Here is a 26581-nt window from a genome sequence, read left to right on the forward strand (position 1 = left end):
TCGCGAGACCGGCTCCCCGTTCCCTGACGGAAGGACCTGACATGAGCGCCTCCACGCAGATCCGGCCCCGGGCGACGACGCCCGCGGCCCCCGCCCGCCCCGGACAGCGCCGCGCGCGCATCCGGTCGTCCATCACCCGCTGGCTGTTCGTCGTGCCGGCCGCGGTGTTCGTGGCCCTGTTCTTCGGCTACCCCGTGGTCAAGAACATCCTGATGTCGTTCCAGGACTACACGACGAAGACCTTCTTCACCGGCGAGGCCCCCTGGGTCGGCCTCGGCAACTACATCGCGGTCTTCTCGAGCAGCGTCTTCACGACCAGCGTCGTCAACACCGCCCTGTTCACCGCGGGCTCGATCGTCCTGCAGTTCGTCCTCGGCCTCGGCCTCGCGCTGTTCTTCCGGCGGCACTTCCCGCTGTCGGGCTTCCTGCGCGGCCTGCTGCTCCTGCCGTGGCTGCTCCCCCTCATCGCCTCGAGCGCGGTGTGGAAGTGGCTGCTCGACCAGGACAGCGGTGCGCTGAACCAGCTGCTCGGCGTCGTCGGCATCGGCCCCGTGCCGTGGCTGGTCAGCCCGAGCCTGGCCCTCATCGCCGTCATCGGCGTGAACGTCTGGCTCGGCATCCCCTTCAACACGACGATCCTGTACAGCGGGCTGCAGTCCGTCCCGCCGGAGCTCTACGAAGCGGGCGCCCTCGACGGTGCCACCGGCGTCAAGGCGTTCTGGTACATCACCTGGCCGAGCATCCGGAGCGTCGTGAGCGTGGTCATCGTGCTCGGGGTCGTCTACACGCTGAAGGTCGTCGACATCATCCTCGGCCTGACCGGCGGCGGTCCCGCGAACTCGACGCAGACGCTCGCCACGAACGCCTACCACCAGTCGTTCATCAACTTCCAGTTCGGCATCGGAGCCGCGGTGAGCAACGTGCTCATCGTCGTCTCGTTCGTCTTCGCGATGGTCTACATCGCGATCTCCCGGAAGGCGGTCGACGAATGAGCGTCGGACTCGCGAACCAGACCGTGACCGTCACCCGCGCGATCACGACGAAGCGGAGCGCACGAGCGCCCCGCCCGCGCCGCACCGCGAAGGGGTTGCCGTTCACCATCCTCGGGATCGTGTTCCTCGCGATCATGGTCTTCCCCGTGTACTGGATGGTGAACACGAGCCTCCAGGCGACCTCGGGAGCCGCCACCGCGACCTGGTTCCCGTGGAACCCGACGTTCGCCGGCTACCGGGCGGCCTTCGCCCAGCAGGGGCAGAACTTCGTGTCGAGCATGATCATCGGCCTCGGCACCGTCGTGCTCACGCTGGCGATCGCGACCCCGGCGGCGTACGGCCTCGCCCGGTTCCGGATGCGCGGCACGAAGGTGTTCCTGCTCGTGCTGCTCATCACCCAGATGATCCCCGGCATCGTGATCGCCAACGCGCTGTACACGCTCTTCAACAACGTCGGGCTGCTCAACAGCTACGTCGGGCTGATCCTGGCCGACAGCGCCGTGCAGGTGCCCTTCGCGATCCTGCTCATGCGGGCGTTCATGGAGTCGATCCCGCCGAGCCTGGTCGAGGCCGCGCTCGTCGACGGCGCGAACGACCTGCGTGCCTTCGTGTCGATCGTGCTGCCGATCAGCCGCAACGCCATCGTCACCGCGGCACTCTTCACGTTCCTCGGCGCGTGGGGCGACTTCCTCATCGCGCTCACGCTCACCTCGACCGACGCGGTCCGACCGATCACGCTCGGCATCTACAACTACATCGGCTCGAACGTCACCGACTGGGGACCCGTCATGGCGACGTCGGTCCTCGCGTCCCTGCCGGCGGCCGTGCTCCTCATCGTCGCCCAGCGCTACATCTCCGCCGGTGCACTCGGCGGGGCGGTCAAGTGACGACCGCCCCCGACGTGCTCCACGCCACCCCTCCAGGAAGGCCCACACCATGACCACCACCCCGCTGCGCATCACCGTCTGGGGCGAGAACGTCCACGAGCAGGTCGAGCAGCACGTCGCCGAGCGCTACCCAGACGGCATGCACGGCGCGATCGCCGACGGCATCCGCGAGAACCTGCCGGATGCCGTCGTCCGCACCGCCACCATGCAGGAGCCGGAGCACGGGCTGACCGATGCCGTGCTCGCCGAGACCGACGTCCTGACCTGGTGGGGGCACGCCGCCCACGCCGACGTCGACGACGCCGTGGTCGACCGCGTCCACAAGCACGTGCTGTCCGGCATGGGGCTCGTGGTCCTGCACTCCGGCCACTGGTCGAAGATCTTCGGCAAGCTCATGGGCACCACGTGCACCCTGCGCTGGCGGAGCGAGCACGACCAGGAGCTCGTCTGGACCGTGAACCCGCAGCACCCGATCACACGCGGTGTCCCGAACCCGATCGTCATCCCCGAGCAGGAGATGTACGGCGAGTACTTCGACGTGCCCACGCCCGACGAGCTGGTCTTCATCTCCGGGTTCACCGGCGGCGAGGTCTTCCGGAGCGGCATGACCTACCGCCGCGGCCTGGGGAGGATCTTCTACTTCTCCCCCGGTGACCAGGACTTCCCCGTGTACCACCACCCGGACGTCCGACGGGTGATCGCGAACGCGACCGAGTGGGCGCGACCGGAGCGCGAGCGCGAGCTGCCGACCCTGCGCCGCTACGACCTCGGCGAGTACTTCGACGGGCAGCACTACCGCGGCCCGTTCGACGACGCACCCGAAGACGAGCTCGCCGAGCCCACCGACCCCGCCGAGCCCGCCGAGCCCGCCGAGCCCGCCGAGGCCCGCGCATGACCGAGCACGCCCCGCTGCGGGTCGTGCAGGTCGGCGCCGGCGGCATGGGCCGCGCGTGGCTCGGGACGGTCGCCGCCGACCCGGACGTCGAGCTCGTCGGTGTCGTCGACCTCGACCTCGACGCCGCCCGAGCCGGGGCCGAGCTCGCCGGGTCCCCGACGATCCCGGTCGGTCGCGACCTGCCCGCACTCCTGGCGGAGACCGGCGCCGAGGCCGTCCTCGACATCACGGTGCCCGTCGCCCACCACCCGGTGACGATGGACGCCCTGCACGCGGGGCTCCCCGTCCTCGGCGAGAAGCCCGCGGCGCAGACCGTCGCCGAGGCGCTCTCCCTCGCCGCCGCCGCCGAGGCCACCGGGCAGCTGTTCATGGTGTCGCAGTCGCGCCGCTACAACGACCAGCTCGTGGCCTTCCGGCAGCACGTCCGCGCGCTCGGCGGCGTCGGCAGCCTGAACACCCGGTTCGCGAAGGCCCCGCACTTCGGCGGCTTCCGCGAGGAGATGGACGACGTCCTGCTCCTCGACATGGCGATCCACGCCTTCGACTCCGCCCGCTACGTGCTCGAGCGCGACCCGGTGTCGGTGTACTGCGAGTCGTGGAACCCGTCGTGGTCCTGGTACCGCGGTGACGCGGACGCCGCCGCGGTGTTCACCTTCGAGGACGACGTCCGCTACGTCTACGACGGCTCGTGGTGCGCGCCCGGTGACGAGACGTCGTGGAACGGTGACTGGCGCGCGTCGGGAGCGTCGGGGTCGGCGTCGTGGGACGGCGACCACGACCCGTCGAGCGTGATCGACGACGCACCCGGCACGCCGGCGGGTGCGCCGGGAGTCGGTACGGAGATCGCCGGGGCGCTCGCGTCCTTCGTGCGGGCCGTCCGGACCGGGGTCACCCCCGACGGCGAGGTGCACGGCAACGTCATGAGCCTGGTGATGGTGGACGCGGCGATCGCCTCCGCCCGCTCGGGTCAGCGCGTCGTGGTCGACGACGTGCTCGAGCAGGCGCACGCGACGGCGCTCGAGGTCGAGCGGGACGACGCCGTCCGGGAGCGGCTCGCCGCGTGGGGGTCGGTGCGGCAGGCGCTCGCCTCCACGCCGGACCGCACGCCCGCGGGCTGACGCAGGCACGGACGCGAGGCGCGGTGCCGGCCGGCACCGCGCCTCCCGTCCGTCGCTGTTCGCGCCACCCCGCCGGACGGATCCGCGCGTCGCGGGCGGATCCGCGCGTACCAGGTCGTTCCTCCTGACCAGGTACGCGCGGTTCCGCTTCCCACTCCAGGCGTGATGGGGAGGAACGGGCACACGGCAAACGGTCGGCTCGTCCGGCATCCGCGACCAGGACGCGAGTGCAGCTCAGGGCGATTACGGTTGCTCCGTGCGTGGACACCGGGCGTCGACCAGCGGGCAGCCGACCCCGGTCGTGCTCGTCACCGCCGACCCGCGTCGTCGTGCGGCACGGACCCCCTGGCGGCGGGTCCTCGTCGGGGTCGTCGTCGCCGCGCTGCTCGGCGGCGCCGTCGTCGCGACCGCGGGCACCCTCGTGTCGCAGCGCGTCGCCGAGTCCTTCGCCGTGCGGGACGCCACCGCCGACACGGCTGCGCTCGCCCGGGTGGTGGTGGAGCCCGCCCTCGTGGACGACGTCACCAGCGGCGACCCGGACGCCCGAGCCGTCGCCCGCGCACGACTCGACGACGCCCTGGCCGGCGAGTCCCGCGCCGGCTCGACGGTGCGTCTGAAGCTCTGGGGTGCGGACGGCACCGTGCTCTGGTCCGACGAACCCCGGCTGGTCGGCGAGCGCTTCCCGCTCTCCGACGAGGACCTCGCGGCGCTCCGGTCCGACCGGTCCGACGCCGAGGTGTCCGACCTGGACGAGCCCGAGAACCGGTACGAACGCGGGCACGGACCGCTGCTCGAGGCGTACCAGGCGGTGCACACGCCCTCGGGCGAGGCCCTGCTGTTCGAGGCGTACCGGCCGTACGACCAGGTCATCGCCCGCGCCGCCGACCTGCGTGCCGCGTTCGCCGCGCTGGCGTTCGGCACCGTCGGGGTCGTGCTCGTGCTGCTCGTGCCGCTGCTGCTCTGGCTGCTCGTGCGGATCCGCACGGGCCAGCGGCTCCGCGAGCGGTTGCTCGGGCGCGCGCTCGACGCCGAGGCGGCCGAGCGCCGACGCCTCGCGGGCGAACTGCACGACGGTCCCGTGCAGGACGTCGCCGGGCTCGCACTCTCCCTCGGTGCGGTGCCCGAGACCCGTGCCGCCGCCGAGACGCTCCGGCAGGCGGTGTCCGCCCTCCGGACCTCGATGGCGACGATCCGCCCGGCCGCTCCCGGTCGCGACGGCCTGGGTGCCGCGCTCGACGACGCGTGCGCCCGTGCCCGGGCCGCGGGGGTGGTGACGGACGTCGACGTGCCGGAGCCGCTCGAGGCCTCCACGGCCGCGCGGACCGCGGTCGTGCGCTTCGTGCGTGAGGCGGTCTGGAACGCCGTGAAGCACGCCGACGCGACCCGCATCCGGGTGTCGGTGCGGACCGACCGCGGGGACCTGGTGGTGCGCGTGTCCGACGACGGGGTGGGGTTCGACCCGCGGCTCCTCGACGGGCCGGCTCCCGCCGGGCACCTCGGCACGACGCTCCTGCGCGAGGTCGCCGAGGACACCGGCGGCGCGCTGCTGCTGCGGACCGCACCTGGGGCGGGGACCGCCTGGGAGCTGACGCTGCCCGCCAGGACGGAGTCGCTGCGGTGAGGGTCCTGCTCGTCGACGACCACGCCCTGGTCCGACAGGGCCTCCGCGCCGTGCTCGCGACCACGACCGACTGCGACGTGGTCGGCGAGGCAGGCACGGGTGAGGAGGCCACCGAGCGTGCCGCGTCCCTGCGCCCGGACGTCGTCGTGATGGACCTCTCCATGCCGGGCGCGGGCGGGGTCGAGGCGACGCGGGTGATCCGCACCACGATGCCGACGGTCCGGGTGCTCGTCCTCACCACCTTCTCCGACGACGACCGCGTGCGCGCTGCCCTGGCCGCCGGGGCGACCGGGTACCTGCTCAAGGACGCGGCCCCGGAGGAGGTCGTCGCCGCGGTCCGCTCGACGGCGCGCCACGAGGCACCCGTCGACCCACGCGTCGCCCGTGCCCTGCTGCCGGGTGCGCCGGCTCCGGGGCGGGACCGCGGACCGGCCCTGCCGCCCCGCGAGCGCGACGTGCTCGACCGCATCGCACGCGGCCTGTCGAACCGCCAGATCGCGACCGAGCTCGGGATCGCCGAACGGACCGTGAAGGTGCACGTCGGATCGCTGTTCCGCCGCATCGGCGTCGCCGACCGGACGAGTGCGGCGCTCTGGGCCCGCGACCACGGCTGGTGACGACCCGGCCGTGCACACGCCGGCGGAGCGGGTACTAGTACCAAGGTCCGATGGTGCCGCCTCCGCGTCCCGGCGACGATCGTCACGAGGGACGCGACCACCGCCGGCGCGTCGGACCAGCCCAGGAGGCACCCCATGACCACCCAGCGCACGCGACGCCGCACCACCGGCATCGCCACCGCGATCGCGCTCGGCGCCGTCGCCGCGGCGGCCCTCGTCGGGGTGTCCCCCGCGAACGCGTCCGGCAAGACGTCGACCGGCGGGGACTACGCCGTCACCGTCAACGGCGCCACGACGAACCCCGCGGTCGGCAAGGACTTCAAGCTCAAGGACGTCGCCGTCACCGGCACCATCGCGGTCCGCGGCAAGCACAACGGCTTCGACATCCGCATCGCCGACCTCGGCGTGTACGACTACACGCTGACCGGGGCACCGGACACCCAGCGGATGGTGACGAAGCCGACCGTGGTGTTCGCCTCGAAGGTCCCGTCGCTCACCGCCGCGCAGCTCGCCGGCACGAAGCTCTCCTCGCTCGAGGTCCGCGACGACACGCTCGTGGCGATCTTCGGCACCGGCGCGGGCAAGTTCAAGATCCAGGCGAAGGACGGCGCCCAGGGCGGGATCTTCCAGATGGAGACCGAGTTCGCCCAGCCCGTGACGTTCACGCACACGCTCGGGGCCGGGCTGTTCTACTTCACCAACCCCTACACGGGGAAGATCAACTTCGGCGACGGCGTCGCGGCGGTGTCCTCGGGCAGCGACGCGCACCAGATGCTGCTCGGCAAGGACAGCCCGCAGGTCGCGACGAAGACCTCGCAGACCGCGACGACCACGACCTGGACGGTCCAGCCCGGCGGACGCATGGGTGGTGTGCTCGGCGAGGACGCGGTCGAGCTGTCGCAGGGCGCGACGAACTGCACGAGCGACTGCCAGGCGCAGAACCAGGTCCGCGGCTCCCTGCCGGTCCCCCCGGACCCGGTGGAACCGCAGCCGCTGCGCGTCGCCACGCGCTGACGGGACCACGCGACGGACCGGAGGCGCGGTGCCAGCTGGCACCGCGCCTCCCGTCCGTCGTTCCGTCCCGCCCGCCCGGCCCGGCCCGGCCCAGCCCGGCCCGAGACTCGGGCTCAGCGACGGTCCTCGTGCCGCCGACCGCGAGGACCGTCGGTCAGGACGAGACTCGGAGCCCGCTGCGACGGACCACGCCGCCCACGCGGGTCAGCGCGGGATGACCGAGAACATGAAGCGCTTCCGGATCATGTACCAGACCAGCAGGATCAGGGCCGTGTGGGCCGCGAAGCCGATCCAGCCGTTGAACCAGTCCACGCCCGGGATCGACGCGATGGCCAGCGCGAAGAAGACCTGCCAGACGAACACGTAGAGACTCGCCTGCCCGATCGGGATCCACAGCCACCCGATGACGGCGCTGATGGGCTTCCAGAACACGGTGAGGATCGCGTACGAGACGATCGCGAAGAAGGCGATGTCGACCAGACGCCCCCACTGCAGGTCCACCCGCTGGTACGCCGTGTTGTACAGGTCGTTGTACATCGACGCGGGGAACGGTGCCGGGGTGAACCCGAACTGGTCGCCCGCCCACACGTAGACGAGGAACGCGGCGTACCCGGTGATCCCGATGCCGATCAGGACCTTGCCGAGTCGGCCGGTCAGCGCCCCGATCACCTGGCGCCGGTAGTAGCCGAGCACCAGGCCGTGCGTGAAGACCACCTGCCAGGTGAGCAGCGGGAACACCGACTCGAACTGCGAGTTCAGCGGGCGGAACTCGGGGTTCAGCGCCTGGAACGCGTACAGCCCCCAGCTGACGAGGAGCAGCGCCCACCAGAAGCCGCGCCGGATCACCCACAGGAAGACGGGGATGAACAGGCTCAGCACCACGAACAGGCCCATGATGTTGAACGGCCACGGCCCCATCTCGAGCAGCAGGAACTGCCGGATCGCGAACCAGGGCGGCGGGTAGGCCAGCAGCTGCATCGCGTTCGGGTACAGGTCGTACACCCGGCCCTCGGCGCCGACGCCCCCGGTGCCGGTCCCCCGGTCGGTGAAGGTGGTGATCGCATCGGTGTCCAGGAACGGCACGAAGCTCAGCGCGAAGACGACCACGATCACCGCCAGGGTGACGACGTACTGCTTCCGCGCCCGCTTCCACGCCCCGACGGCCGCCACCCACTCGCCGAACTTCTTGATCGCGAACGGGTACGTCATGCCGAGCACCATGCCGGACAGGAACACGAACATCTCGGCGCCGGTGATCGCACCGGTGGCGTGCAGCGTGATGTACGAGTAGGGCCCGCCGATCTCGATGTGCGTGATCACCACCGCGAGGATGATGAACCCGCGGAAGAGGTCGAGGCGCAGGTCGCGCCCGGGCTTGCCGTCGTCGGGGTACCGCCAGCTCGGCAGCAGCCGTCCGACGAGCCCGCTCAGCAGGAACGCCGCTGCGAGGCCGAAGGCGCACCAGACGATCCACGCCATCTGGTCGCCGCCGGTCTCGTACTGCTGGCTGATCGCCGCGGCACCCTCCTGCGTCGTCACGCGCTCCGTCACCGGTCCGAGGACGAAGGCCCCGGCCTGTTCGAGGTCCGTCCGGAAGGACCCGGCGATCCCGGGGTCGGCCGTGTCCCGCCAGTCGGCGACGCGGTTGCCGGCCTCGGGCTCGCGCCGGTTCGTCTCGAGGAACGTCACGCCCCGGACCTCGGGGTGGTCCTGCACGGCGGCGATCACCTGCCGCCACCACGCCTGCTTGACCGGGAGCTCGGCCGCACCGCGCAACGAGTGGTCGTACAGCGCGCCGGTGTCGAGCAGCATCGGCCGGTCCTCGCCCTGTGCGAAGCGCTCGGTGAACGTGCCCTCGGACTGCGTCTGCTCGTAGCCCCAGGTCTCGTCGAAGCGTGCCGCGACCTCGCCGTCCTGCGGGACCTCGTTGCGGGTCAGCGGGACGTCGCGACCGGCGGCCTCGGTCGCCTTGCCCTTGCCGAAGAAGAACATCGACAGCCCGACCCAGTCGACGCTCTCGGCGCCGGGCCAGTACGGGCCGTAGGGGTCGTCGGCGGCGGTGAGTCGGCCGTCGCCGTCGGTGTCCAGCTCGGCGACGTCGCTGCCCGACAGGGTCTGCAGCCGCCCGGCGGACTCGCCGAACGGGTAGCCCGCGCCGTACGACGGCGACCACACCATGGCAGCGTCGGAGTCACCCGCGTGCACGGCCGCGGCCAGCGTCCGGAACGCCGGGACGAACGCGGTCGGCTGCTGTCCCCAGCGAACCCACGTGCCGTTCATCTGGGGAGCGAAGCGCACGAGCAACTGGGTGTCGTACTGCCGGTGGACCTCCTCGAACAGCCGGTTCGCCGCGGCGGCGTCGGCCTTCGTGAGGGACCGCAGCGACCGCGACGGCTCCAGGCTCACCGCGAGCACCGCGCCCTGGGTCGCCGCCGCGCGGGTCGCCCGCAGGAACTCGTCCCGTGCGCTGCGGTCGAAGGGGTACTCGATCTCGACCCCGTAGACCGACGGCGTCGCGCCGAGCCGACCCTCGTACCCGTCGGGGGCGTCGCTCCCCCAGTCGAGGTCCGGGCCGAACCACACGCGCCCGTCGGAGGGCGTCTCGCCGGCACGACCCGGAGCCGACACGGCCGACGCGGGGAGCGCCCCGCCGAGCAGCAGCGTCCCGACGACGACGAGGAACGCGACGGCCTTCGCCAGCGCGCCCCTCACCGGTTGCACGCCAGGGTCCAGATGTTGTGGCCGCCGGTGTGCTCGTGCTCGAGGCGGTCGAGCGCGGCGATCGCCAGCGCGAGGCCGCGACCGCTCTCCTCGTCGGGGTCGGCCATGGTCACGGCGGACAGGTCGACGTCGGCGGGGCGCCCGTTGTCGGTGAGCACCGCGACGAGCTCACGGTCCGTGGCGCAGAGCTCCACCGTGTACCCGCGGCCGGCCTCGGCATCGGTGCGTCGCGTGTGCTCGACGATGTTGGCGGCGATCTCGGCGAGGGCGGTCTCGAGCGAGAAGCGGAGACGGGCGTCGTCGATCGCCATGGTGTCCCACCAGGCGCCGAAGCGGTCCTGCACGACGTCGAGCGACTCGGCGACGGCCGGGACGTCGAAGGTCAGGTCGTGGTCGGTCACAGTGGGCCTCCTGCCGTCGAGGACACGTGTTCGGACTGCGGCGTCCCCGCCTCCGGTCCGCGGTAGAGCACGGCGCGGACGACGATGCTGAAGATGAACAGGTCGAAGATCACCCACGCGGTGTTCACGAGCGGCGCGATGCCGTCCGCCTGGCCCGTGGCGTACCGGATCGCGATCATCACGAGGGCGGCGACGAGCGCACCCATCGCGTACAGCTGGGGCTTCACGAGGTCCCACCGCGGTCGCTGGTCGGACTCGTCCTTGACCTTCGGCGTGACCCGGAACCCCAGTGGCTTGCCACGGAACACGTTCTCGAACGCGCTCGTCACCGACTCGATCCAGACGGGGAACAGCGCGAGCGAGTACTGCTGCCCGCGCCACGTGGGTCTGCCGGCGGCCACCACCCAGAACAGCAGCTGGTTGAGCACGAGGAACGGGATGAGCCGCACGAAGAAGTCGACGCTGTAGGCCTGCACGGGCACGACACCGAACGACAGGCAGAGCACCGGGGCCGCGATGTACACGATCGCCGCGAAGCCCGACAGGTAGCTCCACATGGTCGAGAAGTACATGAGGCGCTGCCCCCACGACAGGCCCTTCTGCACGAGGGGGTTCTCGCGGAAGAAGACCTGCATGGTGCCCTGCGCCCAGCGGAGTCGCTGCACGAGCATGGTGGGCAGGTCCTCCGGCGCGAGGCCCTTCGCCAGGATCTCGTCGTGGTACGCGGACCTCCATCCCAGGCCGTGCAGGCGCATCGCGGTCGCCATGTCCTCGGTCACGGAGATCGTGGCGAGCGGCATGATCGGCTGGGCCTCGTCGTCGCGGTTCACGTCGAGCGCCCGGGCGAGCACCGCGATGGACTCGATCGCGGCCACCGGCGAGGCGTCCCGTCGTCCGAGCACGTCGAGGGCAGCGTCGTCGAGGCCGGCGAAGGTGTCCGCCTCGGTCGACATCGCGGCGAGCTCCTGCAGGTCACGGCGGACCGACTCGAGGTCGGCGGCGGCGAACCGGTACGCGATCGCGTCGATGCCGCGCTGGAAGTCGTAGGTGACGTCGCCGAGCGGTTCGCCGCGGTCGATCTGGTCACGGGCACGGTCGACGACCTGCTCCGCACCGTCGAGCGCGTCGAGCACCCGCGGGTCGGTCTCGGTCTCGCGGGCTCGTGCGAGCAGCTTCCGCGACGTCTTGATGGTCCGCTCGACGGACTCCTCGACCTCGCGCACGTAGCGGGTCACGCCGAGCTGCATGAGTGCCTCGCGCCGCAGGATCGCGTTCGACCCGCAGAAGAACGCCGCGTTCCAGCCGTCCTTCGACTGCTGGATGGGCCCGTAGAACAGCGGCGCCTGGCTGCCGAGCAGGTCGGCCTCGGGTACGTTCTCGAACCACTGCGGCGTCTGGACCAGCGCCATGCGCTCGTCCTTGAAGTAGCCGAGCGTCCGGTCGAGGATCGACGGCTCCGGGACCTGGTCGGCGTCGAGGATGAGCAGGAACTCGCCCTGCGTCGCGAGCAGCGCGTTGTTGAGGTTGCCGGCCTTCGCGTGCCGTGGCCGGTCGACCCAGTCGGCGCCGCGCGTGATCACGCCGATGCCGAGGGACTCGGCGGCGGCGCGCATCTCCGGGCGGTTGCCGTCGTCGAGGATCCACGTGGCGTGCGGGTGCGTGATCGCCTTCGCCGCACGGGCGGTGCGGACGACCAGCTCGACCGGCTCGTTGTACGTCGTGATGAAGACGTCGACGGTGACGTCCCCGGCGGGCTTCGTCGGCGGTTCCCCGCGTTCGCGGAGTCGCCAGGCGCCGAACGCGAACAGCAGCGAGTCGATCACGCTGTAGGTCTCCGCGAGGATCAGCGGCACCGCGATCCACCACGAGTGCCAGTTCACCGAGCCGATCCAGCGCCAGACGATGTAGTTGACGCCGGCGATCGACGCGAGGAGCGCGACGGTGCGCACGGTCGCGAGCCGCTTGGTCGGGGTACCGGTGGTGAGTCGGCGACGGTCCTGACGGCTGACGTCGAGCGCGGTCATCGGCGTCCTTCCTGCTGCAGCCGGCGAGCGCTGGGTGAGTGCGCCGTACCGCCCTGTCTACCGCAGGCAGGGCACCGCTGTCAGCCCGCCGCCCCGTCCGCGGGGTGAGATCGGCTCATCCGGGCGCTGCGAGCCCCAGATCGTGCGCGAGGCGGACGATCACCTCGTCGAAGTACGCCGCCGGGTCGGTCACCGAGCCGACCGCGTGCCCGAACAGCTCGAACGACAGGACGCCGAACACCGTCGTCCAGGCGATCAGGGTCCGCAGGACGACCTCGGGCGAGGGGTCGTCGTGGAAGCCGCGCTCTCGTGTGTAGGCGACCGCGTCGGCGACGGCGCCCGGCGCTGCGGGCCGCGAGCCGATCGCGGGACCGGCACCGAGCCTCCAGTCCGGAGCCAGCTCGGACCCGGCGACCCCCGACCACGCGTCGGTGACGACGCGGACGAGCACGTGCGTCGTCCGCGAGGCGGGCTCGACCGTGTCCTGCGGTGCGACGTACCCGGGCACGGGTGAGCCGTACAGGAGCGCGAAGTCCCCGGGGTGCCCGATCGCCCACTGCCGGACGGCACGACACGCGGCGACCCAGCGGCCGACGTGGTCGGACCGGTCGACCGGCGCCTCTGCCGCCTCGACCGCGGCGCCGAGTTCGTCGTAGTCGAGCACGAGCAGCGCGGTGAGCAGGTCGTCGCGGCTCGGGAAGTACCGGTACACGGCGGAGGACACCAGGCCGACGTCACGAGCGACGGCGCGCAGGCTCAGCTGCTCCGGTCCCTCCTCGGTGAGCCGGGCGCGCGCGGCCGCGAGGATGCTCGCGTGCACGGCCTCCCGTGCCAGGGACCGGGCGGTCCTCGCCTTCTCCACCATGCCGTCAAGCGTGCCACGGGAGAGCACTGCACACAAACGAGAGCACTGCTCTTGCATCGGAGCCCGTCCGGCTGCATGATGGCTTCCGAGAGCACTGCTCTCCCGAATCTCAGGAGGAACCATGCCCCGTCACCACGTCGTCGTCGGCGCCGGCCCCGTCGGTCGCCACACTGCGGCACTGCTGTCCGAGCGTGGCGACGAGGTCGTCGTCGTCACCCGCTCCGGACGCGACACCGGTCTGCCCGGGGTCCGCCACGTCGGGCTCGACGCCGCCGACGCGGACGCCCTGACGGCCGTCGCGGACGGCGCGGCAGCACTCCACAACTGCGCGAACCCCGGCGACTACACGCAGTGGGAGCGGGTGTGGCCGCCGCTGGCGTCCTCCCTCCTCACCGCCGCCGAGCGGACGGGTGCCGTGTACGCGATCACCGGGAACCTGTACCCGTACGGCCCGGTCGACGGACCGATGCGCGCGGACCTGCCCGACGCCGCGACCGACCACAAGGGCGTCCTGCGGGCCCGGATGTGGGCAGACGCGCTGGCGGCGCACGAGGCCGGACGCATCCGCACGGTCGAGGTCCGCGGCTCGGACTACGTCGGCCCGGGCACCGGCGTCAACGGGCACGTCACGCGGGTGCTCCCGACCGCGATGCGGGGGAAGCCCGTCACCGTGATCGGGCGCTCGGACAAGCCGCACTCGTACACCGACGTCGGCGACGTCGCGCGGCTCCTCGTCGCCGCGGCGGACGACGAGCGGTCGCACGGTCGGACCTGGATCGTCCCGACCAACGCACCGCGGACCCAGGAGCAGGTCCTCACCGAGATGCTCCGGACGGCCGGTCGGCCCGCCGTCCGCGTGCGGTCACTGCCGATCGGCCTGCTCCGCGGGATCGGCGCGGTGTCCCCGTTCATGCGGGAGGTCGCGCAGCTCGGCTACCAGTGGTCGGCCCCCTACGTGGTCGACGACACCGCGACCCGTGCGCACTTCGGGTTCGGCCCGACGCCCTGGGACGAGGTCTGCCGCCGCACGGTGGACGGGCTGACCGTCTGAGCCGACCGGACGGGAGGCACGACCCGCGACGGGCGGGCGGCTCGCGTCCGTCCCGGAGTCGGCCCGGCAGTGGGCAGGGCCGATGGGGTCCCGCGACGCGACTGCGCGACCCCGGAGAACGGGGTCGCGCAGCGGATCAGTGGCCGGTCAGTGGCCGGTCAGTGACCGACCGATGACTGGTCAGTGCCGGGGCTTGCGTGCCGGACGGTCGTCGTCGCGGCGGTCGTCACGGCGGGGACGGTCGTCCCGACGGGGCGCACGCGGTCCGCGGTCGTCGCGGTCGTACCGACGGGCACCGCCGCGGCGGTCCGGCGCGATCTCGATGAGCTTCCCGCTGATCCGGGTGTCGGCGAGCCGGTCGAGCACGCCCGGGTCCATGCTCTCGGGCAGCTCGACGATCGAGAAGTCGGGTCGGATCTGGATCGCGCCGAAGTCGTCGCGCCGCAGGCCGCCCTCGTTCGCCAGGGCGCCGACGATCTGGCGCGGCTCGACGCGGTGGCGACGCCCGACCTCGATCCGGTAGGCGGTCATCGGCTGCGAGCGGCGCGGCCCACGGTCCTCGCGGCCACCACGGTCGTCGTCACGGTCGCGGCGCTCACCACGGCGGCCGTCGCGGTCCACCTGGTTGCGGAGCTGGTCGTCGGCCGGGTCGAGCAGCAGCGGCGAGTCACCCTGCGCCACGACCGCGAGCGCGGCCGAGACGTCCTCGGCGGGCACGTCGTGGTTGCGGACGTAGTGCGCGATGACGTCACGGAACTTCTCGATGCGGTCCTGCTGCTCGAGCGCCGCGGTGATCGCGTCGTCGAACCGGCTGAGGCGCGTCTCGTTGACGTCCTCGACCGTGGGCAGCTGCATCTGCGTGAGCGGCTGCTTCGTGTGGCGCTCGATGGCCGACAGGAGCCGGCGCTCGCGCGGCGTGACGAAGCTGATCGAGTCACCCTTGCGGCCCGCGCGACCGGTGCGGCCGATGCGGTGCACGTAGGACTCGATGTCGACGGGGATGTCGAAGTTCACGACGTGGGTGATGCGGTCGACGTCGAGGCCACGGGCGGCGACGTCGGTGGCGACCAGGATGTCGAGCTTGCCGGACTTCAGCTGGTTGACCGTGCGCTCGCGCTGCGCCTGGGCGACGTCACCGCTGATCGCCGCCGCGGCGTACCCGCGGGCGCGGAGCTTCTCGGCCAGGGTCTCGGTCTCGCTCTTCGTGCGGACGAAGATGATCATGCCCTCGAAGTCCTCGACCTCGAGGATGCGGGTGAGCGCGTCGACCTTCTGCGGGTACGACACCATCAGGTAGCGCTGCGTGATGTTCGCGGCGGTCTTCGTCTTGGTCTTGACGGTGATCTCGGACGGGTCGTTCAGGTACTGCTGCGAGATGCGACGGATCTGCGCGGGCATCGTCGCCGAGAACAGCGCGACCTGCTTGTCGTCCGGCGTCTCGGCCAGGATCGTCTCGACGTCCTCGGCGAAGCCCATCTTGAGCATCTCGTCGGCCTCGTCGAGCACGAGGTACTTCAGCTGGGACAGGTCGAGCGTGCCCTTGGCGATGTGGTCCATGATGCGACCGGGCGTGCCGACGACGACGTCGACGCCACGGCGCAGCGCGGACAGCTGCACGCCGTACGCCTGGCCGCCGTAGACGGGCAGGACGTGCACGTGCTTCATGTGCGATGCGAACTGCTCGAACGCCTCGCACACCTGCAGCGCGAGCTCACGGGTCGGCGACAGCACGAGGGCCTGGGGCACCTTGCTGCCCGACTCCATGCGGGACAGGATCGGCAGCGCGAACGCCGCGGTCTTGCCGGTGCCGGTCTGCGCGAGGCCGACGACGTCGCGCCCCTCGAGCAGCGTCGGGATCGTCGCTTCCTGGATGGCGGAGGGGGTCTCGTAGCCGATGTCCTTGACGGCCTTGAGCACCGGATCGCTCAGGCCGAGGTCGGCGAAGGTCACCACGGGCCCCTCGTCGGCGGTCTCGGTGGCGGTGGCGGTGTCCGTGCTCATGGGGAAACGGTACCTCGGACGGCGGACGCCCGCTGACGCGACCGGGCGAGCGGTGGCCGGACGGAAGGCGCGTGGCGGCGCCGCGACGCGCCTCCCGTCCGTCGCCATTTAGTTGCATTTCGGAACCACCCGATGTATCGTTGCGCGGTCTGCAAAGTTACACAGTACGAAAAAGGAGTTCGATGACCGCCACCGCACCCGTCTCGGTGCAGCAGGGCCGCGACACCGCCGGCCCCGACGCGGCGACCGGCGCGCACGCGCCCGGCACCTCCGGCCAGCAGCCGCTCATGACGCACCGCCAGATCCTCCTGGTGATCTACGGCCTGATGGCGGGCATGTTCCTGTCGTCCCTCGGCCAGACGGTGTTCGGCACGGCGATCCGCACCATCGGCGACGACCTGCACGGTCTCGACCAGCAGGCATGGGTGACCACGGCCTACCTGATCACGTCGACGATCGCGACGCCGATCTACGGCAAGCTCTCCGACATCTTCGGCCGACGGCCGCTCTACATCTTCGGCATCGTCGTCTTCATCCTCGGCGCCGTGCTGTCCTCGATGTCCACCTCGATGCTCATGCTCGCGGCCTTCCGTGCCGTGCAGGGCATCGGCGCCGGCGCGCTCATGTCGCTGCCGCTCGCGATCATGGGTGACATCCTCGCGCCGCGTGAGCGTGCGAAGTACCAGGGGTACTTCCTCGCCGTGTTCGGCATCTCGTCCGTCATCGGACCGCTCATCGGCGGCCTGCTCGCCGGCTCCTCCGAGATCCTCTGGATCACCGGGTGGCGCTGGGTGCTCCTCATCAACGTGCCGATCGGCGTCGCCGCGCTCATCATGGTGATCGTCTTCCTGCACCTGCCGAAGGTGCACGGCAAGGGCGACAAGCCGAAGGTCGACTGGTGGGGCGCGACGGCCGTCATCGTCACGCTCGTGCCGCTGCTGCTCGTCGCCGAGCAGGGCCGCACCTGGGGCTGGGGCTCGCCCGCCGCGATCGCCAGCTACGTGATCGGTGCGCTCGGACTCGTCGCACTGCTGCTCGTCGAGTCGAAGATGGGCGACGCGGCGATCATCCCGCTGAAGCTCTTCCGCTCCGGCACGTTCTCGATGGCGACCGTCATCGGGTTCCTGGTCGGCTTCGCGATGTTCGGCGCCATGCTGACCATCCCGCTCTACCTGCAGATCGTCGTGGGCCTGACCCCGACCGAGTCGGGCTTCGCCACGCTGCCGCTCGTCGGTGGGCTGATGATCGCGTCGATCACCTCGGGCCAGATCGTCGCCCGTGTCGGCCGCTACCGGATCTTCCCGGTCATCGGCACGTTCCTGGTGTCGGCCGGCTACGTCGTCCTGACCTTCATGACGATCGACAAGCCGCTCTGGTTCCTCATGATCGGCATGTTCCTGATCGGCCTCGGGCTCGGCTCGGTCATGCAGTCGCTGACCCTGGCGTCGCAGGGCTCGGTCGAGGCCCGGGACATGGGCGTCGCGACCAGCTCGGCGACGTTCTTCCGGCAGATCGGCGGAACGCTCGGCACCGCGGTGCTGCTCTCGATCCTGTTCTCGGTCATGCCGAGCAACATCCTGACGGCGACCGCGAACCAGGCCGACCTCAAGCCGGCGCTGTCGGCCGCACTCGACCCCGCGGTGGCGAGCAAGCCGGCCAACCAGGGCGCGATCGACACGATCTGGGCCCCGATCACCACCCCGCTGCAGCAGACCGTCCAGGGGAAGCTCGACGACGCCTCGGCGCAGGCGAAGCAGGCGGCCGACCAGGCCGTCACGCAGCAGGTCACCGCGGCCGTGCAGCAGCAGGTCGCCGCCGGTGCCGTGCCCGCAGCCGCGGCGCAGGGCGTGATCGACCAGCAGGTCGCAGCGGCCACCCCGGCCGCAGAGTCCGCAGCCCTCGAGGCCGTGGCGGACGAGGCGCACGCCAGCGTCCAGGACGGCACGGTGTCGGTCGACTGGTCGAACGCCTCGCAGCGGTCGTACTGGGTGGACGAGCTCACGCCGGCCCTGGCGAAGCAGATCGACGACGGCGCCAGTTCGGACTCCGCGGCGACGAGCACGAACGACACCTCGTTCCTCACCGGCGCCGACAGCCGCCTCACGCGGCCGTTCATGGCGGGCTTCAACGCCTCGTCCGTGACGATCTACTGGGTCGGACTCGGCGTGATCCTGCTCGCCTTCGTGCTCACCTGGTTCTTCCGGGTGCCGCCGCTGCGCCAGCGCTCGGCGCTGCAGGAACAGCACGACGCCGCGAACGGATCCTCGTCAGACGGCTCCTCGTCCGACGGTTCCTCGTCCGATGTCGACCGCTCGGCGCCGTCGGCCGAGGCCGAGCTCGAGGCCCGCGCCGGGCTCGCGGCAGCCGAGGCCGGATCGTTCACCGGGCCGATGACCGGCTCCACGCCGACCCAGCGTCGGTGACCCCCGGCCGCCCGCACCCCGCCCGGGGTGCGGGCGGCCTCCCCGTGCCGGACCCGTCCGGCGCAGACGACCCGGGCCACCGCAGGACACGGTGGCCGCCCAGCACCACAGGAGTGCACGTGAGCACCACAGCAGCACCGGAGCCGGTCACCGCGCCGTGCACGTTGCGCGAGCGGAAGAAGCAGCAGACCCGGCAGGCGCTCCACGACGCCGCCCTGACGCTCGTCTCCGAGCACGGTCTCGACGGCGTCACCGTCGAGCAGATCTGCAGCGACGCCGACGTCTCCCCGCGGACCTTCTTCAACTACTTCACGTCGAAGGCGCACGCGGCGCTCGGTCTCGACACCGTCGAGGTGCCGGAGTGGGCGGCCACGCGCTTCGCCGAGGCGGACGGCCGACTCGTCGACGACCTGTGCGTCCTGATCGCCGCGACCGTCCCGCTCTCCCAGGACCGCCGCCGGATGAAGGAGCTCCTCGTGCTCCGACCCGAGATGGCACCGATGGTCATGCAGTGGATGGCCGAGTCGCGGCAGTCGCTCCTCGCCACGGTGTCGTCGCGCACCGACGAGCAGACCGCTCGCACGGCCGTCGGACTCGTGCTGTCCGCGCTGTCCGAGGTCGCGCACCGCGACACCGTCGGTGACAGCGACGAGCTCGCGGTGAAGCTCCGCACCGTCGTCGCCGAGATGGGCGCGATCGCCGCGTCCTGATCCGCGCCCGCGGTGCGACGCACGGTGCCGCACGGCGCTGCGGGGTTCCACAGGGTCCCTTCGGGAAGCCGCAACCGATCGTCCGCGAAGGTTCCTCGCCGCCTACGCTCGCGGCACCGGACGTACCCGACGACCGGTCCCGGCGCGGTCTCCCGACGCTCCGGGGATCCGCGAGGAGCACCATGCACCACGTCCCGAGCGCTCGGTCCGCAGCGCGCACCACCGCAGCGGCTGCCGCCGTGCTGGTCGCCGCCGCACTCGGCGTCCTGCCGGCCGCCACGGCCCGGGGCGCCACCCAGCCCGTGTCGGCGTCGACAGCGTCGTCGTCGCCGACACCGGTCACCCCGCCGACGACGGCGGACGTGCCGTCCTGGGCAGCGGCCACCAGCGAGTCCTCCCCCCAGGTGCTCCCGACCGTCCGGGCCGGCGAACCGTCCTCCGCCGACCTGCGCGCACGGGACGCCGACGGAGCCACGTACTCGCTCACCACCGCCGACGGCGCCACGGCCCACCCGGACGACGGGCTGACCTTCGCCCACGGTGTGCTCTCCGGCACCCCGACCCACGCGGGCACCGCCACCGTGCGGGTCACCGCGACGACCGCGGTCGGCTCCGCGGAGCACTGGGTGCGCTGGACCGTCCTGCCGGCTGCCGCCACCGGCGTCGGCGTGGTCGTCCGCACCGTCCCCGCCGCGTCGGACGGTACGTACACCTGGGTCGGTGCCGACGGCAGGGTCTACCCGGATCCGCTGAGCGTGGCGCTCGGCGGCTCCCTCACGCTCGAACCGTGGACGACCGACCGGTTCGGCAACACGGTGGCGGTCGCCGAGGACGCCGAGGTCCGTGCGAGCGACGACGCCGACCGGGTCGACCGCGCCGACGGGACCGTCACGGTGACCTTCACCGGTGCGGCGTCGCAGACCGTCCGGGTGTCGGTCGACGGCACCGCGACCACGTTCCCGGTGCGGGTGACCGGCGGACGGGCGGCGACCGCTCCCGAGGGAGACGCCACCACCGCAGCCCGGGTCGGGCAGGACCCGGACGGTGGTCCGTCGAGCGCCCGCTCCGTCGCGGACACCGCCGGCGAGCTCGCCTGGACCGGGGCCGATGCCGCCGTGCCGATCGGCTGGGCCGTGGCGCTCCTCACGCTCGGCACGGCCGTGGTCGGACTGCGCCGGGCGCGTCGGACGCGGCACCGCGCCTGAGCCGGGCGGCCGGCCCGAGACGCCGGCGTTTCGCCGTGCCGGACGGGTCCGAGACGCCGGCGTCACCGCGAGACGCCCCCGATCGCGCGAGACGCCGTCCTCTTCGGCGGCGTCTCGGCACGACGCCGGCGTCTCGGCACGACGCCGGCGTCTCACGTCGACCACGGACAGGGAGGCCGAAGGGGGCCCGCCTGCGAGCACCGGAGTACGGTCAGCCCATGGACGGCACAGCCCCGACCCCGTACCTCCTGCTCCCCGGCACCGCCCGCACGGCGCTCGCCCGCTGGCAGCAGGTCTTCGGCGGCGACGTCCGCGTCACCTCGTACGAGGAGGCCGCTCGAGAGGACGGGCCGCCCGGCGCCGTGGCGCACGGCGAGCTCGTCGGCCCGGTCCGGCTCTTCGCCGCCGACACCGGCCCCGACGACACCGCGCTCGCGGTCTCCGGCTTGTTGTTCGCCCTGCTCGGGAGCGCCCGGCCCGAGGTGCTCCGGCGGTGGTTCGTGGACCTGGCCTCCGACGGCACGGTGGTCGACGACCTCCAGGAGCGGCCGTGGGGCGACTGGGACGGAACGGTGCGCGACGCGTTCGGGGTGACCTGGTTGATCGGGTTCGAACGGTCAGCGCTCGACGACCAGGACTGACCAGCCTCAGTCCGTCGGGTGCTCGTCGGACCCGAGCGGGAGCAACGGTGCCCAGAACGCGTCCGGGCCGTCCGTGACGACGGCGTCGGCCTCGAAGCTGAACCCGTACCCGCGCACGAAGTCGAGGGCTGCGACCCGCTCGTCCTCGGCGTCGTCGGACGCAGCGTCGGGGAGGTGCACGCCGTGCCCCATCCGGACGCCGGAGTCGCTGACGAGTGTGAGGTCCCACCGGCCCTCCTCCGCGCGCTCGATCCGGACGACGGCGGCCTGTGCAGCGGTGAAGTCAGCCATGCAGCGGATCCTACGGACGGCCGCCCGAGCGCGTTCAGGGTCCCGACGCCCGTACCCTGACCGCATGGACACCCCACAGCCGTCCGGCACGACGAAGCGCCGGATCACCCTCGACCTCGGTCGCCCCCTGCTGACCTGGGGAGCACGACCGACGGTGACGATCGACGGCGTCGGTCACCCGGCCCAGTGGGGCACCGGCACGTGGGCGGTCGCCGACGACGGGTCGACCCGGATCGGCGTCTCCTGCTTCAACCGCCTGTGGCACTTCGGCACCGCCAGCGGCACGGTCGGCGATGCCGACGGCTTCGCCTACCGCAGCAGCGCACTGCCACTGGGCCGCGGTCGGCTGACCGCCCGTCGCACCACGGGCTGAGCACGGAGGCGCGGTGCCGGTGGGCGGTCCCGCTCACCGACACCGCGCCTCCCGTCAGTCGTAGATCGCGATCCAGTCGACGCTCACGTGCCCCGAGGCGCCCGCCGGCACGCGCCCACCGGTGTCGGTCTCGGCCTGCAGCGTGACCCGCATCGGCTTCGTCGGCACGGCCTTCGTCGTCGACGCGACCAGCTTGCCGTCCCAGAAGAAGCGGACCACCTTGCTGTCCCACTCGGTGGTGGCGACGTGGTAGCTGCTCGTGTCGGTGGCCGCGAAGGTCTCACGCTCCGGCTGGAAGGTCATGGCGCCGTTCCGCAGGCTGCCCGGGACGGCCGACGCGGGTCGGGGCTTCGCGCCGAGGGCCGCTTCGGGCCAGTCGATCTCGCCCTCGTTCCACCGGTCGCTCGACGGCCACAGGATCACGACGAACTTGTACCCGGGGGTCTTCGTGGTCTTGTAGCGGATCGAGACGCGGCCGGTGCGGTGCGGCGCGTAGCCGTCGGGCATGACGGCCGCGGCGAGCGGCTGACCGCGGTCGGACCGCAGCCAGAAGTCGAGCGCACCGTTCTGCACGCTCAGCACCTTCGACGGTGTGTAGCGCCCCTGACCGCTCGTGTCGGAGAACCCGTCGTACAGGCCCATGCCCGGGTACTTCGCGGCGACCTCGCCCGCCGGCGCGGCCGTGGCGAAGTCCTGCCGGTAGGTCTGCTTCCAGGTCCGACCGTTCGACACGACGGCGCCCTTCGGGGCGGAGGTCGTCGTGGTCGACGTCGGTGCGGCGGACGCGGAGGGGGGAGCCGAGACATCGGCGACCGCGCCGACTGCGAGCACGGCGACGGTGAGGGCTGCGACGATCGAAGACTGCAAGGGGCGCTCCTGCCTGTGGGCGCCGACGTGGGTGGCGTCGGCGGACCGTGGTGGTGGTGCTCGGTGTGCCCTGCTGTGTCGGCTCGGGAAGGGCTGCCGTCAGTGGAACGACGGGCGGCTGCCAGGCAACCCCCAGCGGCGTACCCCGTTCGCGCGAGCAGAACGGTCTGACTGCGCGCCGCTCCGCGGATGTCGGCGCGGACCCGCCGTCGCACGTACCCCGACCTGGGGGAAGCGCCGGCCGGTGGGAGGGCGCGGGACGGACGCCGGTGACCGCTCCAGTAGGGTGAGCGACATGTCAGTCGGGTTGCTCGCCGTGGTGGACGACATCCTCTCCGCGGCCCTCAAGGCCAGCGCGAAGACCGCGGGGGTCGTGATCGACGACGCGGCGGTCACTCCGCAGTACGTCCAGGGACTGCAACCGGCTCGCGAACTCCCCGTCGTCGGGCGCATCGCGCTCGGCAGCCTCTTCAACAAGTTCGTCATCATCATCCCGTTGGCGCTGCTGCTGTCGGCGTTCGCCCCGTGGGTGCTGCCCTGGCTGCTCGTCATCGGCGGCACGTACCTGTGCTTCGAGGGCGCCGAGAAGGTCACCGAGTGGTTCGGTGTGCACCACGAGGCCGCCGGCGACGCGCAGCCGACCACGGAGCCCAGGCTCGTCTTCGGCGCCGTGCGCACCGACCTCATCCTCAGCACCGAGATCATGCTCATCGCCCTGTCGAGCCTGGACACCGGGCTCGACTTCTGGCCGAAGGTCGGTGCCCTCGCGCTGATCGGGCTCGGGATGACGGCCCTGGTCTACGGCGCCGTGGCGCTCCTGGTGAAGGTCGACGACATCGGCCTGCAGATGATGAAGAACGACTCCCGGCGGACCCGCCGTGCCGGTGCGCGGATCGTGCGCGCGATGCCGACGGTGTTCCGGGTCATCAGCATCGTCGGCACGGTCGCCATGCTCTGGGTCGGTGGGCACCTGGTGATCGCGAACCTGGCGGAGACGTTCTGGGCGGGCCCGGAAGAACTGCTGCACGTGGTCGAGCACGCGGTCGAGGTCGCCGGCCCGGTCGTCACGTGGATCGTCGACACCGCGGTGTCGGCCGTGTTCGGGCTCGTGCTCGGCATGGTCGTGGTCGGCATCGTGCTCGGTGTCGGTCGCCTGCGGGGCCGCGCGCACTGACCCGACCGGGCTCCCCCGACGGCACGGTCCGAGCGGTCCTCCTGGCGCGCCGTGGACGTGGCCGGCAGGTCGTCACCGCGACGGGGCGGAGTGCTGCGGCGGCCGGGACGGCGGCCTCAGGCGTCGCCGACCGCGGTCTCCCACTGGTACCAGGCCTCGAGCTGCGCCTGCGCACTGCCGAGTGCGCTGTGCGACCCGCGCACCGATCCGTCCTCGGACTCGAGCTCGTACTGCCGCTGGAGCGTGATGCGGGCCAGCACGCGGCCGTCGGCCCACGCCGACCAGGAGGCGTCGCTGTCCTGACGCCAGGTGAGGTCGTTCCGGTGTGCCATGGTGCGGCTTCCGTTCGGTGCCGCAGGAGCCCGGGTGGCGGAACGACCCGTCGGACGCTACGCCGTCCGCCTGGACGGTGCTCAGCCGCACGGACGGCGCTCAGAGCTCGACGTCGCTGCCCATCGTCACCGTGCGCTGTGCCGGCAGCCCGAAGCGCGCTGCCGGATCGGCCGCGTTGTGCGCCAACCCGACGAAGAGCTTCTTCCGCCAGCGCGCCATGCCGCGGTTGCCTGCCTGCGGTCGGAGCGCACCGCGCGAGATGAAGTACGACGCCCCGGCGATCGCCTCCGGATCGACGTCGAGCACCTCGGCCAGGCACGCGGCGTGCAGGGCCCGCGGCAGGTCCTGGTCGTCGGAGAAGCCGAACTTCACCGTGATGTGGTCGATGCCGTCGTCCTCGTACCCGAGGTCGTCGCGGAAGAACGCCCTGGCGTGCGGCACGTGCGGCACGTTCGCGGTGAGCACCGAGACGATGATCACGGTCCGGTGCACCACGTGGTTGTGCTCGACGTTCGCGCGGAGCGCCAGCGGGGTCGTCTCCTTGTTGGGGTGCGGGAAGATCGCGATGCCCTCGACCCGTGGGACGTGCTTCGTGTTGATGCGCTCGATGAACTCGGCGAGCGACCCCTCGCGTTCCTTGCGTTCCTCCTGCACGAGCTGCCGTCCCCGACGCCAGGTCGTCATCAGCGTGATCACCGCGAGGGCGATGAGCAGCGGGACCCAACCGCCGTGCACGATCTTCGACAGGTTGCCGGCCAGGAAGGTCAGCTCGAGCCCGCCGAAGACCACCGCGGCCAGCACGAGCTTCCACGTCGCCCAGTGCCAGAGCGGCTTGACGACCAGGAGCAGCAGCAGCGTGTCCACGACCAGCGCGCCGGTCACCGACACCCCGTACGCGGTGGCGAGGCTCGCCGACGACCGGAAGGCGAGCATGATCGCGAGGACACCGATGAAGAGCAGCAGGTTGACCGCCGGCAGGTAGATCTGGCCGCCTTCCTCCCGCGAGGTCTGCCGGATCGTCAGGGGCGGCAGCAGCCCGAGCTGGACGGCTTGACGCGTGAGCGAGAAGGCGCCGGAGATGACCGCCTGGCTCGCGATCACCGTGGCCATCGTCGCGAGCACGACGACCGGGATCTGCAGGGCGTCCGGGAAGAGCAGGAAGAACGGGTCCTTCGCCGCCGAGGGGTCCTGCAGCACCAGCGACGCCTGGCCGAGGTAGTTGAGCACGAGCGCCGGGAACACCACGAAGAACCAGGCGCGGAGGATCGCCGGACGGCCGAAGTGGCCCATGTCCGCGTACAGCGCCTCGGCCCCGGTGATGACGAGCACGACGGCGCCCATCGCCACGAACGTGATGTACGGGTGGGCGACGAGGAAGGAGATCGCCCAGGTCGGCGAGAGCCCCTGCAGCACGCCGGGGTGCGCGACGATGTGCGGGACGCCGGCCGCGGCGATGACCACGAACCAGAGCAGCATCACCGGACCGAACAGGTTGCCGACCTTGCCGGTGCCGAACCGCTGCACGAGGAACAGCAGCACGAGGATGACGGCCGCGATCGGCACGATGAGGTGCTCGAGCGACGGCGCCGCGGTCGAGAGCCCCTCGACCGCGGAGAGCACGGACACGGCCGGGGTGATGACCGAGTCGCCGTAGAAGAGCGAGACACCGATGATGCCGATCACCAGGAAGACCGTCGCGCCCCCGCGCCGCTTCGCGTAGAGCCGGCGCGCCAGTGCGGCGAGCGCCATGACCCCGCCCTCGCCGTCGTTGTCGGCGCGCATGAGCACGAGCACGTACTTGATCGACACGACGATCGTGACGCTCCAGAACATGATCGAGATGACGCCGTAGACGTCCTCCTGGTTCGCCTTCACGATGCCGCCGTCGATGGTGAACACCGTGCGGAGGGCGTACAGCGGGCTGGTGCCGATGTCGCCGAACACGACGCCGAGGGCGGTGAGGGCGAGGGCTGCGATGCCCTTCGCCGGCCCGTGCGAGGGGTCGTCGACGGTGTCGCTCGTCGGCGCCGGGGAGCGGGTCTCGGTCACGCTCGTCACTTCCGTCCGGGCCGTCCGGGCGACGGCCGCGGATCATCATCGCACCGGCGGAGCGTCGAGGCACTCGGCTGGCGCCCAACCGTGCACGAGTGTGCGGAGACCGGCTGTCGTGCAGGAGTCGTACCCCGTCCCCTCGACGCGTACAGGAACCGCGTCCTACCGTTCGGGTCGATGCGAGCGCGGACGTCCCGCGCACGGAAGGAGTGCACCATGGACCTCGACGGGTTCCAACCGGCCCAGCTGATCGTCTTCGTGATCGCGGTCGTCCTGGTGTTCGGCGGCCTGATCGCCAGCCGCCG

At 71.8% G+C, this 26581-nt stretch carries 23 protein-coding genes; 14 read left to right on the top strand and 9 right to left on the bottom strand.

The window, feature by feature from the left end; genetic code table 11:
- Positions 1-41 precede the first annotated feature (41 nt).
- From ACIP6W_RS02160 to ACIP6W_RS02190, 7 genes are all read left to right on the top strand, one after another.
- Complete coding sequence (locus ACIP6W_RS02160) at positions 42-992, top strand: carbohydrate ABC transporter permease (protein ID WP_066652406.1); 951 nt, start codon at positions 42-44, stop codon at positions 990-992.
- Positions 989-1879 carry a carbohydrate ABC transporter permease gene (locus ACIP6W_RS02165; protein ID WP_209683854.1) on the top strand — a complete coding sequence of 297 codons (891 nt, stop codon included), beginning with the start codon at positions 989-991 and terminating at the stop codon, positions 1877-1879. Before ACIP6W_RS02160 ends, ACIP6W_RS02165 begins: the two co-directional genes overlap by 4 nt.
- A 49-nt stretch (positions 1880-1928) precedes the next feature.
- Positions 1929-2774, top strand: coding sequence for a ThuA domain-containing protein (locus ACIP6W_RS02170; RefSeq protein ID WP_245171596.1), 846 nt, complete (start codon positions 1929-1931; stop codon positions 2772-2774).
- Positions 2771-3892, top strand: a complete 1122-nt coding sequence (locus tag ACIP6W_RS02175; protein ID WP_400427951.1) for a Gfo/Idh/MocA family protein — start codon at positions 2771-2773, stop codon at positions 3890-3892. Before ACIP6W_RS02170 ends, ACIP6W_RS02175 begins: the two co-directional genes overlap by 4 nt.
- Positions 3893-4148: 256 nt before the next feature.
- Positions 4149-5513 carry a sensor histidine kinase gene (locus ACIP6W_RS02180; protein WP_400427955.1) on the top strand — a complete coding sequence of 455 codons (1365 nt, stop codon included), beginning with the start codon at positions 4149-4151 and terminating at the stop codon, positions 5511-5513.
- The gene (locus ACIP6W_RS02185; protein WP_400427958.1) at positions 5510-6130 is read left to right on the top strand and encodes a response regulator; all 621 of its coding nucleotides are present in this window, start codon (positions 5510-5512) and stop codon (positions 6128-6130) included. The genes ACIP6W_RS02180 and ACIP6W_RS02185 overlap by 4 nt, the downstream gene beginning before the upstream one ends.
- Positions 6131-6265: 135 nt before the next feature.
- Positions 6266-7144: a hypothetical protein gene (locus tag ACIP6W_RS02190; protein WP_400427961.1), complete on the top strand. Its 879-nt coding sequence runs from the start codon at positions 6266-6268 to the stop codon at positions 7142-7144.
- 204 nt (positions 7145-7348) lie between these two features.
- Here ACIP6W_RS02190 and opgC read toward each other — a convergent pair whose 3' ends face one another.
- The 4 genes from opgC to ACIP6W_RS02210 form a co-directional block, all read right to left on the bottom strand.
- On the bottom strand, positions 7349-9856 hold the full coding sequence (gene opgC, locus ACIP6W_RS02195) for an OpgC domain-containing protein (RefSeq protein ID WP_400427964.1): 2508 nt from the start codon (positions 9854-9856) through the stop codon (positions 7349-7351).
- Positions 9853-10266: an ATP-binding protein gene (locus ACIP6W_RS02200; RefSeq protein ID WP_066652386.1), complete on the bottom strand. Its 414-nt coding sequence runs from the start codon at positions 10264-10266 to the stop codon at positions 9853-9855. The genes opgC and ACIP6W_RS02200 overlap by 4 nt, the downstream gene beginning before the upstream one ends.
- The gene (locus ACIP6W_RS02205) at positions 10263-12290 is read right to left on the bottom strand and encodes a glycosyltransferase (protein WP_066652384.1); all 2028 of its coding nucleotides are present in this window, start codon (positions 12288-12290) and stop codon (positions 10263-10265) included. The genes ACIP6W_RS02200 and ACIP6W_RS02205 overlap by 4 nt, the downstream gene beginning before the upstream one ends.
- A gap of 115 nt (positions 12291-12405) precedes the next feature.
- Entirely contained in the window at positions 12406-13155 is a 750-nt protein-coding gene (locus ACIP6W_RS02210) for a TetR/AcrR family transcriptional regulator (protein ID WP_066652382.1), read from the bottom strand.
- Positions 13156-13276: 121 nt separating this feature from the next.
- Here ACIP6W_RS02210 and ACIP6W_RS02215 point away from each other — a divergent pair, with 121 nt between their 5' ends.
- Positions 13277-14206: an NAD-dependent epimerase/dehydratase family protein gene (locus ACIP6W_RS02215; RefSeq protein WP_400427968.1), complete on the top strand. Its 930-nt coding sequence runs from the start codon at positions 13277-13279 to the stop codon at positions 14204-14206.
- 180 nt (positions 14207-14386) lie between these two features.
- On the opposite strand, the gene ACIP6W_RS02220 is transcribed toward ACIP6W_RS02215, so the two are convergent.
- Positions 14387-16207 carry a DEAD/DEAH box helicase gene (locus ACIP6W_RS02220; protein WP_066652376.1) on the bottom strand — a complete coding sequence of 607 codons (1821 nt, stop codon included), beginning with the start codon at positions 16205-16207 and terminating at the stop codon, positions 14387-14389.
- 182 nt (positions 16208-16389) lie between these two features.
- Between ACIP6W_RS02220 and ACIP6W_RS02225 the strand changes: the two genes are divergently transcribed.
- From ACIP6W_RS02225 to ACIP6W_RS02240, 4 genes are all read left to right on the top strand, one after another.
- Positions 16390-18630, top strand: coding sequence for an MDR family MFS transporter (locus ACIP6W_RS02225; protein WP_066652372.1), 2241 nt, complete (start codon positions 16390-16392; stop codon positions 18628-18630).
- A gap of 119 nt (positions 18631-18749) precedes the next feature.
- Complete coding sequence (locus ACIP6W_RS02230) at positions 18750-19340, top strand: TetR/AcrR family transcriptional regulator (protein ID WP_066652370.1); 591 nt, start codon at positions 18750-18752, stop codon at positions 19338-19340.
- 182 nt (positions 19341-19522) lie between these two features.
- Positions 19523-20545, top strand: a complete 1023-nt coding sequence (locus ACIP6W_RS02235; RefSeq protein WP_400427972.1) for a hypothetical protein — start codon at positions 19523-19525, stop codon at positions 20543-20545.
- Between the two features lie 218 nt (positions 20546-20763).
- Complete coding sequence (locus tag ACIP6W_RS02240) at positions 20764-21186, top strand: glyoxalase (RefSeq protein ID WP_066652363.1); 423 nt, start codon at positions 20764-20766, stop codon at positions 21184-21186.
- Positions 21187-21192: 6 nt separating this feature from the next.
- On the opposite strand, the gene ACIP6W_RS02245 is transcribed toward ACIP6W_RS02240, so the two are convergent.
- Positions 21193-21477 carry a hypothetical protein gene (locus ACIP6W_RS02245; RefSeq protein ID WP_400427975.1) on the bottom strand — a complete coding sequence of 95 codons (285 nt, stop codon included), beginning with the start codon at positions 21475-21477 and terminating at the stop codon, positions 21193-21195.
- A 64-nt stretch (positions 21478-21541) separates the two neighbouring features.
- Here ACIP6W_RS02245 and ACIP6W_RS02250 point away from each other — a divergent pair, with 64 nt between their 5' ends.
- Positions 21542-21850: a hypothetical protein gene (locus tag ACIP6W_RS02250; protein WP_400427977.1), complete on the top strand. Its 309-nt coding sequence runs from the start codon at positions 21542-21544 to the stop codon at positions 21848-21850.
- 54 nt (positions 21851-21904) lie between these two features.
- Here the strand turns inward: ACIP6W_RS02250 and ACIP6W_RS02255 are convergent, their stop codons facing one another.
- Positions 21905-22717 carry a glycoside hydrolase family 16 protein gene (locus ACIP6W_RS02255; RefSeq protein ID WP_400427979.1) on the bottom strand — a complete coding sequence of 271 codons (813 nt, stop codon included), beginning with the start codon at positions 22715-22717 and terminating at the stop codon, positions 21905-21907.
- Between the two features lie 295 nt (positions 22718-23012).
- Here ACIP6W_RS02255 and ACIP6W_RS02260 point away from each other — a divergent pair, with 295 nt between their 5' ends.
- Positions 23013-23891: a DUF808 domain-containing protein gene (locus tag ACIP6W_RS02260; protein ID WP_400427982.1), complete on the top strand. Its 879-nt coding sequence runs from the start codon at positions 23013-23015 to the stop codon at positions 23889-23891.
- Between the two features lie 116 nt (positions 23892-24007).
- Here ACIP6W_RS02260 and ACIP6W_RS02265 read toward each other — a convergent pair whose 3' ends face one another.
- Together ACIP6W_RS02265 and ACIP6W_RS02270 are read right to left on the bottom strand one after the other, a co-directional pair.
- On the bottom strand, positions 24008-24223 hold the full coding sequence (locus ACIP6W_RS02265; RefSeq protein WP_066652356.1) for a hypothetical protein: 216 nt from the start codon (positions 24221-24223) through the stop codon (positions 24008-24010).
- A 100-nt stretch (positions 24224-24323) separates the two neighbouring features.
- Positions 24324-26273, bottom strand: coding sequence for a potassium transporter Kup (locus ACIP6W_RS02270; RefSeq protein WP_081985211.1), 1950 nt, complete (start codon positions 26271-26273; stop codon positions 24324-24326).
- Positions 26274-26581: the final 308 nt, after the last annotated feature.

It is taken from the genome of Curtobacterium sp. NPDC088465 (assembly GCF_044753165.1).
Taxonomy (GTDB): Bacteria; Actinomycetota; Actinomycetes; order Actinomycetales; family Microbacteriaceae; genus Curtobacterium.

Bases quoted from the DNA above. Each gene is read 5' to 3' on its own strand.
- ACIP6W_RS02160 (WP_066652406.1), top strand. From the start codon at position 42: ATGAGCGCCTCCACGCAGATCCGGCCCCGGGCGACGACGCCCGCGGCC.
- ACIP6W_RS02165 (WP_209683854.1), top strand. From the start codon at position 989: ATGAGCGTCGGACTCGCGAACCAGACCGTGACCGTCACCCGCGCGATC.
- ACIP6W_RS02170 (WP_245171596.1), top strand. From the start codon at position 1,929: ATGACCACCACCCCGCTGCGCATCACCGTCTGGGGCGAGAACGTCCAC.
- ACIP6W_RS02175 (WP_400427951.1), top strand. From the start codon at position 2,771: ATGACCGAGCACGCCCCGCTGCGGGTCGTGCAGGTCGGCGCCGGCGGC.
- ACIP6W_RS02190 (WP_400427961.1), top strand. From the start codon at position 6,266: ATGACCACCCAGCGCACGCGACGCCGCACCACCGGCATCGCCACCGCG.
- ACIP6W_RS02205 (WP_066652384.1), bottom strand. From the start codon at position 12,290: ATGACCGCGCTCGACGTCAGCCGTCAGGACCGTCGCCGACTCACCACC.
- ACIP6W_RS02210 (WP_066652382.1), bottom strand. From the start codon at position 13,155: ATGGTGGAGAAGGCGAGGACCGCCCGGTCCCTGGCACGGGAGGCCGTG.
- ACIP6W_RS02215 (WP_400427968.1), top strand. From the start codon at position 13,277: ATGCCCCGTCACCACGTCGTCGTCGGCGCCGGCCCCGTCGGTCGCCAC.
- ACIP6W_RS02220 (WP_066652376.1), bottom strand. From the start codon at position 16,207: ATGAGCACGGACACCGCCACCGCCACCGAGACCGCCGACGAGGGGCCC.
- ACIP6W_RS02225 (WP_066652372.1), top strand. From the start codon at position 16,390: ATGACCGCCACCGCACCCGTCTCGGTGCAGCAGGGCCGCGACACCGCC.
- ACIP6W_RS02235 (WP_400427972.1), top strand. From the start codon at position 19,523: ATGCACCACGTCCCGAGCGCTCGGTCCGCAGCGCGCACCACCGCAGCG.
- ACIP6W_RS02240 (WP_066652363.1), top strand. From the start codon at position 20,764: ATGGACGGCACAGCCCCGACCCCGTACCTCCTGCTCCCCGGCACCGCC.
- ACIP6W_RS02245 (WP_400427975.1), bottom strand. From the start codon at position 21,477: ATGGCTGACTTCACCGCTGCACAGGCCGCCGTCGTCCGGATCGAGCGC.
- ACIP6W_RS02250 (WP_400427977.1), top strand. From the start codon at position 21,542: ATGGACACCCCACAGCCGTCCGGCACGACGAAGCGCCGGATCACCCTC.
- ACIP6W_RS02260 (WP_400427982.1), top strand. From the start codon at position 23,013: ATGTCAGTCGGGTTGCTCGCCGTGGTGGACGACATCCTCTCCGCGGCC.
- ACIP6W_RS02265 (WP_066652356.1), bottom strand. From the start codon at position 24,223: ATGGCACACCGGAACGACCTCACCTGGCGTCAGGACAGCGACGCCTCC.